At 69.8% G+C, this 14,677-nt stretch carries 11 protein-coding genes; 3 read left to right on the top strand and 8 right to left on the bottom strand.

The window, feature by feature from the left end; genetic code table 11:
* Positions 1–169: 169 nt before the first annotated feature.
* Positions 170–2,017: a transketolase gene (locus OG456_RS40605; protein WP_266570093.1), complete on the top strand. Its 1,848-nt coding sequence runs from the start codon at positions 170–172 to the stop codon at positions 2,015–2,017.
* A gap of 465 nt (positions 2,018–2,482) precedes the next feature.
* On the opposite strand, the gene OG456_RS40600 is transcribed toward OG456_RS40605, so the two are convergent.
* Entirely contained in the window at positions 2,483–3,154 is a 672-nt protein-coding gene (locus OG456_RS40600) for an endonuclease (protein WP_266570092.1), read from the bottom strand.
* A gap of 280 nt (positions 3,155–3,434) precedes the next feature.
* Between OG456_RS40600 and OG456_RS40595 the strand changes: the two genes are divergently transcribed.
* Positions 3,435–4,529, top strand: a complete 1,095-nt coding sequence (locus tag OG456_RS40595) for a glutamate--cysteine ligase (RefSeq protein WP_266570753.1) — start codon at positions 3,435–3,437, stop codon at positions 4,527–4,529.
* A gap of 30 nt (positions 4,530–4,559) precedes the next feature.
* On the opposite strand, the gene OG456_RS40590 is transcribed toward OG456_RS40595, so the two are convergent.
* The 7 genes from OG456_RS40590 to rhaI all read right to left on the bottom strand — a co-directional run bounded on the left by OG456_RS40590 (position 4,560) and on the right by rhaI (position 12,688).
* Positions 4,560–4,922 carry a hypothetical protein gene (locus OG456_RS40590; protein WP_266570091.1) on the bottom strand — a complete coding sequence of 121 codons (363 nt, stop codon included), beginning with the start codon at positions 4,920–4,922 and terminating at the stop codon, positions 4,560–4,562.
* 89 nt (positions 4,923–5,011) lie between these two features.
* A complete protein-coding gene (locus OG456_RS40585) occupies positions 5,012–5,674 on the bottom strand; it encodes an LUD domain-containing protein (RefSeq protein WP_266570090.1) in 663 nt (220 codons plus the stop codon).
* Positions 5,671–7,095 carry a LutB/LldF family L-lactate oxidation iron-sulfur protein gene (locus OG456_RS40580; RefSeq protein WP_266570089.1) on the bottom strand — a complete coding sequence of 475 codons (1,425 nt, stop codon included), beginning with the start codon at positions 7,093–7,095 and terminating at the stop codon, positions 5,671–5,673. Before OG456_RS40580 ends, OG456_RS40585 begins: the two co-directional genes overlap by 4 nt.
* Entirely contained in the window at positions 7,092–7,835 is a 744-nt protein-coding gene (locus tag OG456_RS40575; RefSeq protein WP_266570088.1) for a (Fe-S)-binding protein, read from the bottom strand. The genes OG456_RS40580 and OG456_RS40575 overlap by 4 nt, the downstream gene beginning before the upstream one ends.
* A complete protein-coding gene (locus OG456_RS40570) occupies positions 7,835–9,301 on the bottom strand; it encodes a rhamnulokinase family protein (protein ID WP_266570087.1) in 1,467 nt (488 codons plus the stop codon). Before OG456_RS40570 ends, OG456_RS40575 begins: the two co-directional genes overlap by 1 nt.
* Positions 9,302–9,419: 118 nt before the next feature.
* Positions 9,420–11,465 carry a bifunctional aldolase/short-chain dehydrogenase gene (locus tag OG456_RS40565; RefSeq protein ID WP_266570086.1) on the bottom strand — a complete coding sequence of 682 codons (2,046 nt, stop codon included), beginning with the start codon at positions 11,463–11,465 and terminating at the stop codon, positions 9,420–9,422.
* Between the two features lie 56 nt (positions 11,466–11,521).
* Positions 11,522–12,688, bottom strand: a complete 1,167-nt coding sequence (rhaI, locus tag OG456_RS40560; RefSeq protein ID WP_266570085.1) for an L-rhamnose isomerase — start codon at positions 12,686–12,688, stop codon at positions 11,522–11,524.
* A 457-nt stretch (positions 12,689–13,145) separates the two neighbouring features.
* Between rhaI and OG456_RS40555 the strand changes: the two genes are divergently transcribed.
* Complete coding sequence (locus tag OG456_RS40555; protein WP_266570084.1) at positions 13,146–14,675, top strand: sugar ABC transporter ATP-binding protein; 1,530 nt, start codon at positions 13,146–13,148, stop codon at positions 14,673–14,675.
* Positions 14,676–14,677 lie beyond the last annotated feature (2 nt).

Here is a 14,677-nt window from a genome sequence, read left to right as displayed (position 1 = left end):
GGCTGCGCTTGCCGGGGGGACGCGGTAAGCGGGTGGTGAGCGACACCGTGTATCGCGTCGCCGTTACGCGCACGGGGAACTGCTCACCGACGGACCTGGTGCGCAAGCAACCGTCGGCGCGCGCGGCGGGCGCCCCCGACCGGGGCGACAACCCCTCGGAAGGAGTGACATGAACACTCATCCACTCACGGAACTCGCTCAGCAGCTGCGTGTCGACAGTGTCCGCGCCTCCGCCGCCGCGGGCTCCGGGCATCCCACCTCCTCGATGTCCGCGGCCGACCTGATGGCCGTCCTGCTGGCCAACCACATGCGCTATGACTTCGACCGCCCCGCACACTCCGGTAACGACCGTTTCGTGCTCTCGAAGGGACACGCCTCACCGCTGCTGTACGCCGCGTACAGGGCGGCGGGCGCGATCAACGACACCGAACTGCTGACCTTCCGCAGGCTCGGCAGCCGGCTGGAAGGACATCCGACGCCGCGGCGGCTGCCGTGGGTCGAGACGGCCACCGGCTCGCTCGGACAGGGGCTGCCCGTCGGCGTCGGCATCGCACTGGCCGGCAAGCGGCTCGACCGTACGGGATACCGCGTCTGGGTGTTGTGCGGCGACAGCGAGCTGGCCGAGGGCTCGGTCTGGGAGGCGGCCGAGCACGCCGGATACGAGCATCTGGACAATCTCACAGCGATCGTCGACGTCAACCGCCTCGGCCAGCGCGGGCCGACCCGGCACGGACACGACCTGAAGGCCTACGCGCGCCGTTTCCAGGCCTTCGGCTGGCACACCGTCGAGATCGACGGGCACGACATCGGCGCCATCGACCATGCATACGACGAGGCCCGGTCCACCGCCGGGCAGCCGACCGTGATCCTCGCCCGCACCTTCAAGGGCAAGGGCGTGGCCTCGGTCCAGGACCGCGAGGGCATGCACGGCAAGCCGCTGCCGGACACCGAGGAGGCGATCGCCGAGCTCGGCGGCGTGCGCGACCTGCGCGTCGAGGTGCACCATCCGCCCGCCGCACGGATCCTGCATCCCGTGGGGTCGGGCCACGCGGAGCTGCCCCGATACGAGACCGGCGACGAGGTCGCCACCCGCGACGCCTACGGGAAGGCGCTCGCCGCCGTCGGAACCGCCCGTGGCAACGTCGTCGCCCTGGACGGCGAGGTGAGCGACTCCACACGCTCCGAGTTCTTCGCCAAGGAGCACCCCGACCGCTTCTTCGAGTGCTACATCGCCGAGCAGCAGCTGGTCGCCACCTCGGTCGGGATGGCGACGCGCGGCTGGGTGCCGTACGCCTCCACGTTCGCCGCGTTCCTCACCCGCGCGTACGACTTCGTGCGTATGGCCTCGATCAGCGGGGCCGGGATCAATCTCGTCGGGTCGCACGCGGGTGTCGCCATCGGCCAGGACGGGCCGTCGCAGATGGGGCTCGAGGACCTCGCGATGTTCCGGGCGGTGTACGGCTCGACCATCCTGTACCCGTGCGATGCCAACCAGACGGCGAAACTCGTCGCGGAGATGGCGGGCCTCGACGGCATCCGCTATCTGCGCACGTCCCGCGGCGGCACCCCCGTCATCTACAACCCCACGGAGGAGTTCCCGATCGGCGGAAGCAAGGTGCTGCGCGCCTCCGGCGAGGACCGGCTGACTGTAGTCGCGGCGGGCGTCACTCTCCACGAGGCACTGGCCGCCGCCGAGCTGCTCGGCCGTGAGGGCATCCCGATCCGGGTGATCGACCTGTACTCGGTCAAGCCGGTCGACCGCCGCACCCTGCACGAGGCCGCCGAGAGCACCGGTTGCCTCCTGACAGTGGAGGACCACCGCGAGGAAGGCGGTATCGGGGACGCGGTGCTCGACGCGTTCGTCGACGGCCGGCCCGTTCCGCGACTGGTGCGCCTGGCCGTCGGAACGATGCCGGGCTCGGCGAGTCCCGCGGAGCAACTGCACGCTGCCGGTATCGATGCCGCGTCGATCGCGGCGGCGGCACGGCTGCTGGTCGAGACGGCTGTCATGCGCTGACCTAGACATCTGCGAATGGGCGGTCGCCCCCTTCATGCTGCCGCACCTGCGGGGCCCCCTGATGCCGGTATGGCACCCGCCGATGGTGCGGGGCGGGAGGTAGGCGCGCAGCATCTCGGCAGGCTGCCGCATCGGCCACGCTTGGACGTGATCATCATGGCGCGCAGGGCCGCGAGCGTCCTGCCGCGCCGCAGTGACAGCGGGTCGAGGGCCGGTGACAGTACGGCGGGACTCCGAGGCGTTCCGCCGTCCACAAGCGGCGACCAGGCCGTCATCCCTCCGAGGCCGGTGCGTACCTGCGCGGTCTCAGACCGGGGCGTACTGCTCGCGCGTGGGGGGATGAGCCCGACCCGTGGTGGACCTACGGGCTCCGCGTGGCGTGCCCGTGTTGCGGGAGCCGTCTTCGAACGCCCTCCTCAGGGGTCTGGAGCGGGCCGGATGAGTCATGCCTCCGGGAGGCGGCAGTCAGGCGACGCGGTTCAGGCAGTCCGCCACGACTCCCTTGTCCAAGGCGGCGCGCATCAGCGCCGAGGCCAGCTGCGCGTTCGGCGCCTCATCCGCGAGTCGGACGAGGTCGGAGGTTCGCTGGGGCAGTCCCAGACGCTCGGCGCCCTGGAGTGCCTTGGAGTCCACGAAGGGGCCGAACTCCGGCCACACGTCCTGGACCTCACGCAGGAAGATGTCCGCTCCGAGCGGACCGACCCCTGGCAGTTCCCGCAGCAGACGCCGCAACTCGTCCGCGTCGCCGTCTGCCTGCTGCCGCAACCTGCGCAGGTCGCCGCCCCAGTGGTCGATCAGTATCCGGCCTCCCTCGCCCAGCTGGGTGGCCGTGCGTTCGTCGTACCGGCGATAGCCACCCCGCCCGAGCGCGTCTACGCGCTCCTGCCAGGTGGCTTCGGTCATGCGTTTCGGGTTCCTCAGCCCGGCCTCGTGCAGGGCGCGCGACGTCGAGACCGCGACAGAAGCACGGATCCGCCCGCTGAGCAGGTGCGCCAGTACGAGGGTCCGGTAGAGCGGCTGAGGCGTGTCCTTGAGATGGATGTGGGCCTCGGCGGCGTAGGTCTGCCCGTGACGGCGGAGCAGTTCGCCCATCACTTCCTTGTTCCTCTTGGTGCCATTCCTCTTGCTGTCGGTCATGGCTACCGCCATTCCTCAGCGTGATTGCTCAGCTCGTAGCCATCTGGGAACACTGAGCGTCGGGTATCCCTGGAGCGCGCAGTAAAACCTGGCGGGGCCGTCGCGAAGGTCCGGATGCCTGAAGGAAGGTGCCAGGGGTACTCGTCCGACGGTCTGCCCGCCTGCGGGTGTACGGAAGGACGTCCTCATGGCTACCACTCACGACCCGGCTGCCCCGGCGCGGCTGCCGGAGAGCGAGCAGGACACACTTGTCCGCGCCGGCGGGAACAGCGGCGGCACGGTGAGTCGGATCCCGGTGGCAGTGAAAGAGGAGTATTTGCTGCTGGACGCTGCCACGGGCCTCCCGGCGCCGCAGGCGGATCAAGTGCGAGGTGCCGTTGGGCTCGAACCGATCGCGGAAGAAGCCGAGATTCGCGCGGAGCTGACTCAGGCTCAGATCGAGGTGGTCACCCCGCAGTGCGTCGATCTGGAGGAGGTGGGGGGCCACTTGCTGCGTCTGCGCCACGCCTTGGGACGCGCGGCGGAGAGCCGGGGGTGCCGTCTCGCGGCCAGCGCCACGCCGCCTCTCAAGGGGGAGGATCCGCCGCCGGTGACGAACCTGCCGCGCTACCACGCCGTGCGTGCGACGTCTGCGCAGCTGGCGTCCGAGCAGTTGGTGTGCGGCATGCAGGTGGACGTCGCGGTGCCCGACCCGGAGGTCGCTGTTGCCGTGTTGAACCGCATCCGGCTGTGGCTTCCCGTAGTGGTCGCCGTGGCCGCCAACTCGCCCTTCTGGGCGGGGCGGAACACCGGGTTCGCCAGTTGGCGGACGGTCGTGTTCGGGCGGTGGCCGGTGAGCGGTCCTTCGCCCTACTTCGATGGCCTCGCTGACCACGAGCAGCGTGTCCAGCGACTGCTGTCCTGCGGAGTGATCACGGACTTGAGGCAGATCTACTGGCAGGCCCGTCTCTCAAGCCGCGGTACGACTGTGGAAGTGCGCTGCCCGGACGTCCAGCTCCGGGCGGACGAGGCGGTCATGATTACGGGGATCGTCCGGGCACTTGTCGCCACGGCGATCACGGACGGGGGTGCCCCCGTACAGCCTTGCCCGCCTGAACTGCTGCAGGCGATGAACTGGCACGCCGCGCTCCATGGGCTCGGCGGATCGCTGGTGGACCCCGAAGGAAGGCTCCGCAGCGCCGGGGACGTGCTGTCCCAGCTGATGGATCGCATCACGCCCGCGCTCCTGGAGGCGGGCGACAGCCGTGAGGTCGCGGCACTCATGCACCGCCTCCTCCAAGAGGGCACGGCCGCGGACCGGCAGCGGCGTGCATTCGCGGACGGAGACATGCGGGCAGTCACCGACATGATCGTCGCGGAGACCACGGCGGATTGAGCGCTGATCACGGAGTCGCCGAGCAGGTCCTCATGCCCGGGGATCCGTCGACAGCAGCCACCGCCAGCGCCGGCGTTCCGTGACGAGGCTCGCAGCGACCAGCAGTGACACGAGGACTGCCGCCCAGACGGGCCACGCCAGCCATGCGGAGGTTACGGCCGCGGCGAACTGAAGCAGTACCAGCAGGATCGTGACCGAGCCCGGAACGGGGACGAGTACCTGCGCCTTGTCGCCGGGGGTCGAGAAGACAGTGGGAAGGCCGATCAGAATCATCACAGCCAGGACGGCGAGCAGCCAGGACTGTCCCCACAGCGCCCAGGGAGTGGCTACCCAGGCGATGAGTTCCGTGGAAAAGCGCAGGGCCGATGCGATGCGGTCGTCCGGTCGTTCCAAGATTCCCCCCAAGCAGCGGTGGCAGCCACCGTCGAACGATGTCACGGCGCTGGACCGACCGGTACTGATTCACCGCAAAAGCATATGGCTCACGGACAGAGCAGCACTACATGCAGGGTGCGCGGCCCGTGTACTCCTTCGACCCGGTCGAGCTCGATGTCGCTGGTGGCGGAGGGGCCCGAGATCCACGTGAGCGGGCGGCCGGGGTCCAGGCGGGGGAGCGACTGCGGGACCGAGGCGACGACCTGATCCCTGGTGCGCACGACGCAGATGTGCAGATCGGGGACGAGGGTGAGTGCACGGCGGCCCTGCCCCGGGCCGCCGTCCAGGACGATCGTGCCGGTCTCCGCGATGGCCAGGGCACAGGAGGTGACCACGGCGTCGATGGCGTCGAGGTCGTACGGCGTGAGGACGGCGCCGCCCGGCGCGCCCTCGTCCAGGAGTTGCTCCACCTCGCTTGCGGCCAGCCATCTGGCCGACAGACCCGGTGGCACCGCGACAGTGCGGACCCCGTTCTCGGCGAGCAACGTCCCTATGAAGGAAGGAAGTTCGTCATCCGCGACCCGGTGCACGAAAGCCCGGTAGTCGGCCAGGTTCTCGTGCAGCAGGTCGAGGACCGTAGCCGCATCGTCGATGGTGTGCGTGGGGAGGTAGTCCCGCGTGGGCTCAGGCGTCTCGGGTGCGTCGGTGAGGGCTTCGCGTACGCGGGCCAGTATCCGCTCGCGGGACGAGGGCGGCGTGGGGGAGCTCATGTGCGGTTCTTCTTCCACCAGTCGCGGAACGGTTCGGCGGGCATCTGGGGCAGGTCGCGGCTGTTGGTCCACTGCCCGGCGCCCGGGCCCGGGAGTTTCTTCGGGTGCAGTTTGCGGGTCCTCGACGCGACGCGTTCGCCTGCCGCGAGGGCACCGGGGTGGTCGAGGATCCAACCCGCCGCCTTGATCGCGGCCCTCTCCAGGCGGTGGCCGGGACCTCCTTGGTCGGCGACCTTCTCCCGCAGGTGCACGAGGACTTCGGGGATGTCGATGGCGACGGGGCAGACTTCGTAGCAGGCGCCGCAGAGGCTGGAGGCGTAGGGGAGTGAGGCGTCGATCTCGCTTGTTGTGCCGCGGAGTTGGGGGCTGAGGATGGCGCCGATGGGGCCGGGGTAGACGGAGCCGTAGGCGTGGCCGCCGGCCCTTTCGTAGACGGGGCAGACGTTGAGGCAGGCGGAGCAGCGGATGCAGCGCAGGGCCTGGCGGCCGACTTCGTCGGCGAGGGTGTCGGTGCGGCCGTTGTCGATGAGGACGAGGTGGAAGGCGCGCGGGCCGTCTGTGTCGGTGGTGCCGGTCCACATCGACGTGTACGGGTTCATGCGCTCGGCCGTGGAGGAGCGGGGGAGTGTCTGGAGGAAGATTTCGAGGTCGCGCCAGGTGGGGACGATTTTCTCGATGCCGACGACGGAGATGAGTGTCTCGGGCAGGGTGAGGCACATGCGGCCGTTGCCCTCGGACTCGACGACGACGAGGGTGCCGGTCTCGGCGACCATGAAGTTCGCCCCGGAGATGCCGACCTTGGCGCGCAGGAACTTCTCGCGCAGGTGGAGGCGGGCGGCTTCGGCGAGTTCGGCGGGGGTGTCGGTGAGGCCTTCGGGGGCCGGGCGGCCCCACTCGCCCATCTCCTTGGTGAAGATGTCGCGGATCTCGCCGCGGTTGCGGTGGATGGCGGGGACGAGGATGTGGGAGGGGCGGTCGTGGCCGAGCTGCACGATGAGTTCGGCGAGGTCGGTCTCGTAGGCGGCGATTCCGGCTTCTTCGAGTGCTTCGTTGAGCCCGATCTCCTGGGTGGCCATCGACTTGACCTTGACGACTTCGCACTCGCCGGTCTCTTTGACCAGGTGGGTCACGATCCGGTTGGCCTCGTCGGCGTCGGTTGCCCAGTGGACGGTGCCGCCCGCCGCGGTGACGGTCTCCTCCAACTGGACGAGGTAGGTGTCGAGATGACGGAGGGTGTGGTCCTTGATCTGTTTGCCGGCCTCGCGCAGGAGTGCCCAGTCGTCGAGCTCGGCGACGGCTTTGGCCCGCTTGTCGCGGATGGTGTGCGTGGCGTGCCGGAGGTTGGCGCGCAGGGTGGTGTTGCCGACGGCCTCGTGCGCGGCCTTCGGGAAGGCGGGCATGCCGACGAACGTGCCGCTCATGACCAGGGCTCCTCTTCGGTGCTGGCGAGGATCTCTGCCAGGTGCAGGGCTCGCTGTGGGGCGTCCTGGCGGCGCATGACGCCGTCGATGTGCATCAGGCAGGAGTTGTCGGCACCGCACAGGACGTCGGCGCCGGTGGAGCGGGCGTTGCGGACCTTGTCCTCGCCCATGGCCGCGGACACGTCGGCGTTCTTGACGGCGAAGGTGCCGCCGAAGCCGCAGCACTCCTCCGCACCGGGCAGCTCGATGAGCTCAAGTCCCCGGACTGCTTTGAGGAGTTGGGTAGGCCTGTCGCCCAGGCCCAGCATGCGCAGGCCGTGACAGGAGGGGTGGTACGTCACCGTGTGCGGGAAGTACGCGCCCACGTCGGTCACCTTCAGTACGTCGACCAGGAACTCCGTCAGCTCGTACATGCGTGGGACCAGGGAGTCCGCGACCTGGGTCAGCCGGGGGTCGGTGCCCTTCGCGGCGATCCGCGGATAGTTGTCGCGGACCATCGCCGCGCAGGAGCCCGACGGGGTGACTACATAGTCGTAGCCCTCGAAGGCGCGGCCCATGCGGCGGACCAGGGGCTCGGTGTCGCGACGGTAGCCGGTGTTGAACTGCGGCTGGCCGCAACAGGTCTGCGCGGCAGGGAAGTCGACCTGCACGCCGAGGCGTTCGAGGAGCCGGACGGTGGCGATGGCCGTGGAGGGGTAGACGGCATCGTTCACGCAGGTGGCAAAGAGGGCGACACGCATCACGACTCCTTGATGGTGGGGAGGCGGGAGGCGGCCGTCGCCCAGGAGGCGCCGTCGCCGCGCGGTGTGTGGTGGCGCAGCTCCTGGGTGCCGGCGATGAGACGGCGCATCGCGGGCAGGTCGCCGACGCGTCCATGAGCTCGGGCCTGTACGAGGATGTTGCCTAGGGCCGTCGCCTCGGTGGGGCCGGCTATCACGGGGAGGCCGGTGGCGTCGGCGGTGAGCTGGCAGAGCAGCTCGTTGCGGGACCCGCCGCCCACCAGATGGACGTGGCTGATGTCGCGGTCCGCGAGCACGGAGGCCTGGCGCAGGACGGTGCGGTGGGCCAGGGCCAGCGATTCCAGGATGCAGCGGACCAGGGCGCCCTGGCTGTCGGGCACCGGCTGGCCGGTGCGGCGGCAGTAGGCGCGGATGCGTTCGGGCATGTCGCCGGGTGCCAGGAACTCCGGTGCCTGGGCGTCGACGAGGGCGGCGAACGGCTCGGCGCGGGCGGCCTCGGCGAGCAGGGCGGGCAGATCGGTGGGAAGGCCCTGCATCGTCCAGGTGCGGCGGCACTCCTCGAGCAGCCACAGGCCCATGATGTTGCGCAGATAGCGGACGGTGCCGTCGATGCCGCGCTCGTTGGTGAAGTTCGCGGCGCGGGATCCATCGGTCAGGACCGGCTTGTCGAGTTCCAGCCCTGCCAGAGACCATGTGCCGCACGAGATGTACGCGAAGTCGTCGGTCGTGGCCGGGACGGCGGCGACGGCCGAGGCCGTGTCGTGCGATGCGACGGTGACCACGGGGGTGCCGGCGGACAGACCGGTGTACGCGGCGACGTGCGGGAGGAGCGTGCCGGCAAGGTCGCCGGGCGCGCGCAGCGGCGGCAGCAGTTCCGGGTCCAGCGAGAGCCGGTCCAGGATGTGCCCCGCCCAGGTGCCGGTGCGCGCGTCGAAGAGGCCGGTGGTCGAGGCGTTGGTCTCCTCCGCGCCGATGGAGCCCGTCAGCCAGTGAACCAGCAGGTCGGGAATCATCAGGAGGGTCCGGGCGGCGCGGATCTGCGCACTGTCCGCACTGGCGGCCAACTGGTACACGGTGGTGAACGGGAGGTGCTGGAGCCCGGTGACCTGATACAGCTCGTTCGACCCGATCTTGGGCCACACCTCGCGGGCCGCGACGCCTTCGGTGCGGTTGTCGCGGTAGTGGAACGGGTGCCCCAGCAAGGCGCCGTCCGCGTCCAGGAGTCCGTAGTCGACGGCCCAGGTGTCGATGCCGATCGAGGTGACCTGTCCGCCGGCGCGCAGGCCGTCGAGGATGCTCTGGTAGAGGGCGAGAACATCCCAACGCAGTCCGTCCGGCAGCTGGACGGGAGTGTTGGGGAACCTGTGTGCCTCGGTGAGGTCGAGGGTGTCCGGGCCTACGCGGCCCAGGATGACCCGACCGCTGGTGGCGCCCAGGTCCACCGCGGCGTAGGGGGTGTTGTGCATGTGGTTCGCCTTTGCGCCGTGTCAGTGGGTGTACGGGGCGGGTCCGAGGTGCCTCTGGCTGGTCGGGCAGTTCTCCGCGCCCCTGGAGGGGCGCCGGTTGCCCGGCGCCCCGTGGGTGTCACCGCAAGAACGCGGCGGCGACACCCGCGTCCACCGGAATGTGGAGGCCCGTCGTGTGGGTCAGGTCGCCGCCCGTGAGGGTGAAGACGGCATTCGCCACGTGTTCGGGGAGGACCTCGCGCTTGAGGAGGGTTCGCTGGGCGTAGAACTCGCCGAGCTTGTCCTCCTCGATCCCGTACGTGGCCGCGCGCTGCGCGCCCCAGCCGCCCGCGAAGATCCCGGAGCCGCGCACGACACCGTCCGGGTTGACGCCGTTGACGCGGATACCGTGCTCACCCAACTCGGCGGCCAGCAGGCGTACTTGGTGGGCCTGGTCGGCCTTGGTCGCGGAGTAGGCGACGTTGTTGGGGCCGGCGAACACCGCGTTCTTGGACGCGATGTACACGATGTCTCCTCCCATGCCCTGCGCCCGCATCACCCGCGCCGCCTCCCGGGAGACCAGGAAGGAGCCGCGCGCCATGATGGCGTGCTGGAGGTCCCAGTCCTTGGCCGTCGTCTCCAGGAGCGGCTTGGAGATGGAGATGCCCGCGTTGTTGACAACGAGGTCCACGCCGCCGAAAGCGAGCGCCGCCTCCGCGAAGGCCTGGTCGATCTGATCCTCGGAGGTGACGTCGACCGTCACCGCGATCGCCTTGTCCGGGCCGCCCAGCTCCTCCGCGACAGCGGCGGCATTGTCGGCGTTCAGGTCGGCGATCACCACGCAGGCACCTTCGGCGGCGAGTCGCTGGGCAATCGCCTTGCCGATGCCGGAACCGCCACCGGTGACCAGGGCCACTCGGGTGGCCAGGGCCTTGGGCTTCGGCATCCGCTGGAGCTTGGCCTCCTCGAGGGACCAGTACTCGATGCGGAACTTCTCGGACTCCTCGATCGGCGCGTACGTGGAGACTGCCTCGGCGCCGCGCATGACGTTGATGGCGTTGAGGTAGAACTCACCCGCCACGCGAGCCGTCTGCTTGTCCTTGCCGAAGCTGAACATGCCGACGCCGGGGATCAGCACGACGGCCGGGTCCGCGCCGCGCATGGCGGGGGAGTCGGGGGTGGCGTGCCGCTGGTAGTAGGCGGCGTACTCCTCGCGGTACTCGGCGTGCAGTTCCCCCAAGCGGGCCTCGACGGTGTTGAGCTCGGCCGTGGGCGGCAGGTCGAGGACGAGGGGGCGCACCTTCGTACGGAGGAAGTGGTCGGGGCAGGAGGTGCCGAGCGCGGCCAGACGCGGGTGCTCGGTGCTCGCCAGGAAGTCGAGCACAGCCTCGGAGTCGTCGAAGTGGCCGACTTGGGGGCGGTCGGTGGATGCCAGCCCCCGGATGAGGGGGGCGAGGTGGGCGGCCCGTGCGCGGCGCTGGGCCGCGCCGAGGGCCGCGTACCCCTCGATGACCGGGCCGAAAGGCTCGGCCTTGCCACGCTCGGCGAGGAACGCCTCGGCGGTGCGGATGATGAACAGGGAGTTGGCCTCGCACTCGTCAGCGGTGTCGCCCCACGCGGTGACGCCGTGGCCGCCCAGCACGCAGCCGATCGCCTGCGGGTTCGCTTCCTTGATCCCGGCGATGTCCAGTCCGAGCTGGAAGCCGGGACGCCGCCACGGCACCCAGACGACCTTGTCGCCGAAGCACTCGGCGGTCAGCTTCTCGCCGTCGGCGGCGCAGGCCAGGGCGATGCCGGAGTCGGGGTGGAGGTGGTCGACGTGGGCGGCGTCGACCAGGCCGTGCATGGCGGTGTCGATGGAGGGGGCGGCGCCGCCCCTGCCGTGCAGGCAGTAGTCGAACGCGGCGACCATCTCGTCCTCGCGCTCCACCCCCGGGTAGACGCCGGTGAGCGCGCGCAGCCGGTCGAGTCGGAGCACGGCGAGCCCGGCCTCTTTGAGGGTGCCCAGGTCGCCGCCCGAGCCCTTGACCCACATCAGCTCGACGTCGGAGCCGGTGACCGGGTCGGTCTCGGTGCCCTTGGCGGAGGTGTTGCCGCCGGCGTAGTTGGTGTTGCGGGGATCGGCGCCGAGCCGGTTCGAGCGCGCCAGCAGCGCGGCGACTTCGGGATGCGTGGCGGAGGCCATGACGTTGTTCCTTTGCGAGTGAGGGGGTGGAGTGTCGGAGGCCGAGGATGGTGTGCTCAGGCGCCCCAGCCGGCCTGATCGCCACCCACCCGCTCGGCCACGATCCGCTCCTGCCACCCGGACGCGGCATACCCGGCGACCGGGTTCGGGTGCATCCCCCGCTCCTCGCGCCACTTGGCCAGCAACGGCCGGACATCGGTGTTGTACGCGTCCATCAGCACCGCGTTGGAGGCGAGCACGTCACCGGTGGCCTGCGCATCCCGCAGCGCATCGAGGTCGACGAGCAGCGCCTTGGCCGTGGCCTCCTGCACGTTCATCACCGACCGGATGACCGCCGGGATCTTCGCCTCGATGTTGTGGCACTGGTCGAGCATGAACGCGACGTTCGTCTCCGGTTCGAAGCCGCCGTTCTTGGCGACCTCGTGCAGGATGCGGAACAGCTGGAAGGGGTCGGCGGAGCCGACCATCAGGTCGTCGTCGGCGTAGAAGCGGGAGTTGAAGTCGAAGCCGCCGAGCTTCCCCTCGCGCAGCAGCAGCGCCACGATGTACTCGATGTTGGTGCCCGGCGCGTGGTGGCCGGTGTCCACGACGACCTGCGCCTTCTCGCCCAGCTTCATGCACTGCAGGTACGAGGTGCCCCAGTCCGGCACGTCCGTCGTGTAGAAGGCCGGCTCGAAGAACTTGTACTCCAGGAGCATCCGCTGGTCGTCGCCGAGCCGCTCATAGACCGTGGCGAGGGATTCGGCGAGGCGGTCCTGGCGGGCCACGATGTCGTCCTGGCCGGGATAGTTGGTGCCGTCGGCGAACCACAGCTTGAGGTCCTGCGACCCCGTCGCGTCCATGATGTCGACGCACTCCAGCAGGTGCTCGACGGCCTTGCGGCGCACCTTGGGGTCCGGGTGACAGACACTGCCGAGCTTGTAGTCGTTGTCCTGGAAGGTGTTGGAGTTGATGGCACCCAGCTCGACGTTCCGCTCCTTCGCGTATGCCGCGAGTGCCGCGTAGTCGTCGACGGTGTCCCAGGGGATGTGCAGCGAGACCTTCGGGGCGATGCCGGTGAACTCGTGCACCTGCGCCGCGTCGTCCAGCTTCTCGCGGGGGGTGCGGGGCACGCCGGCCTGGGCGAACACCTTGAACCGGGTGCCGGAGTTGCCGTAGCCCCAGGACGGCGTCTCGATCCGCTGGTTGGCGAGTGCGGCCTTCACGGCAGCGATGTCAGGCATGTCCACCTCTGGATGACTGGGGAGTGTGCATGGCCCGGAACCGGGGCCGACGAGCGCAGGAATCGAGACCATGCGGTGACGCCACGCGGCGACGACTGTGAATCGATTCATTCGATGGGGAGAAATTAGCTCCCACCCGAGAGGGCGTCAAGGTGTGGACTTGATGGGACGACGCTCCGGTCCGAGTTACTGAATCGTGTCGTTCGCGTGTCCACGCGGCTGGTGGTGCTGAAAACGCGGCAGGTCAGTGCCCGTTAGATGCCTCCCGGAGGTCGCCGGGAGGCGTGGGGGAGCGGATTCACCTCTTGACCAGTCCGGCGGGTGGGACTAGCTTCCGGGCAACCCCACTGAAACATTTCATGCCGGGTGACATGTGCGGCATTGGTCGGCGCGGGTCCGACACACACCATCCCGGCACACCCCCGGCACATGTCTGGGCACACCCATGGAGACACGCATGACGCATCCTGAACCGGAGACGACTCCGGTGCTCGCGCTGGAGGAGGTGAGCAAATCCTTCGGTGCCGTGCGCGCCCTGCGCGGTGTTTCGCTGCGTCTGTACGCCGGCGAGGCGCACGCCCTGGCCGGCGAGAACGGCGCGGGCAAGTCGACGTTGATCAAGGCCCTCGCCGGGGTGCACCGCCCCGACGCCGGCACGGTCCTGCTCGACGGCGCGCCGGTCGAGTTCCACGGTCCCGCCGATGCACGGGACGCCGGCGTCGCGGTCATCTATCAGGAGCCGACGCTCTTCCCCGATCTGTCCGTCGCCGAGAACATCTTCATGGGCCGCCAGCCCAGGCGATCTCTCAACCGTGTGGACCATAGGGCGGTCAAGCGGGCCGCTGCCGATCTCTTCGCGCGGCTCGGCGTCGACCTCGACCCGGACCAGCCGGCCCGCGGCCTGTCCATCGCCGACCAGCAGCTCGTCGAGATCGCCAAGGCGCTTTCCTTCGACGCCCGGGTCCTGATCATGGACGAGCCGACCGCTGCGCTCACCGGCAGCGAGGTCGCCCGCCTGTTCGGCGTTGTCAAGACGCTGCGCGAGCAGGGCGCCGCCGTGCTGTTCATCTCGCACCGCCTGGAGGAGATCTTCGCGCTCTGCCAGCGCGTCACCACCCTGCGCGACGGCGCCCTGATCGGGAGTGAACCGCTGGAGGGGCTGACCGAGGACGACCTCGTACGCCGCATGGTCGGCCGCGACCTCGACGAGCTCTACCCCAAGCAGGAGACCGAGGCCGGCGAAGTCGCCCTGCAGGTCCGCAGGCTGACCCGCGAGGGAGTCTTCACCGACGTGTCGTTCGAGGTACGGCGCGGTGAGATCGTCGGCCTCGCGGGGCTCGTGGGCGCCGGTCGCAGCGAGGTGGCCCGCGCCGTGTTCGGCGTGGACCGGTTCGACGGCGGCGAGGTCGAGGTGCTCGGCACCAGCCTCAAGCCGGGCGCGCCCAGTGTGGCTATGGCCGCCGGTCTCGCCCTCGTGCCCGAGGACCGCCGCGCCCAGGGGTTGGTGATGGACATGTCCATCGAGCGGAACATCGGTCTGACCGGCTTCGCCGAGACCACGCGCGCAGGCCTCATGAACCGCAAGGCCGAGCGCAGCCGCAGCGTCGACTGGGCCGTAAAGCTCCAGGTCAAGTACGCGCGTCTCGCCGATGTCGTCGGCACGCTCTCCGGTGGCAACCAGCAGAAGGTCGTGCTGGCCAAGTGGCTCGCCACCGGGCCGCAGGTGCTGATCGTGGACGAGCCGACGCGGGGGATCGACGTCGGGACGAAGGCGGAGGTGCACCGGCTGTTGTCGTCGCTCGCCGCCGAGGGCGTCGCCGTCCTGATGATTTCCTCCGACCTGCCGGAGATCCTCGGCATGGCCGATCGGGTGCTGGTGATGCATGAGGGCCGGCTCACCGCCGAGATCCCGCGGGCCGAGGCCACCGAGGAGACCGTGATGGCTGCCGCAACCGGCCGTACGAAGGAAGGGAGTGCGGCCGCGTGACC

It is taken from the genome of Streptomyces sp. NBC_01446 (assembly GCF_026340095.1).
Lineage (GTDB): Bacteria > Actinomycetota > Actinomycetes > Streptomycetales > Streptomycetaceae > Streptomyces > Streptomyces aureus.
Note: the sequence above shows the minus strand (reverse complement) of the source record. Positions and strands in the feature narration are given on the sequence as shown.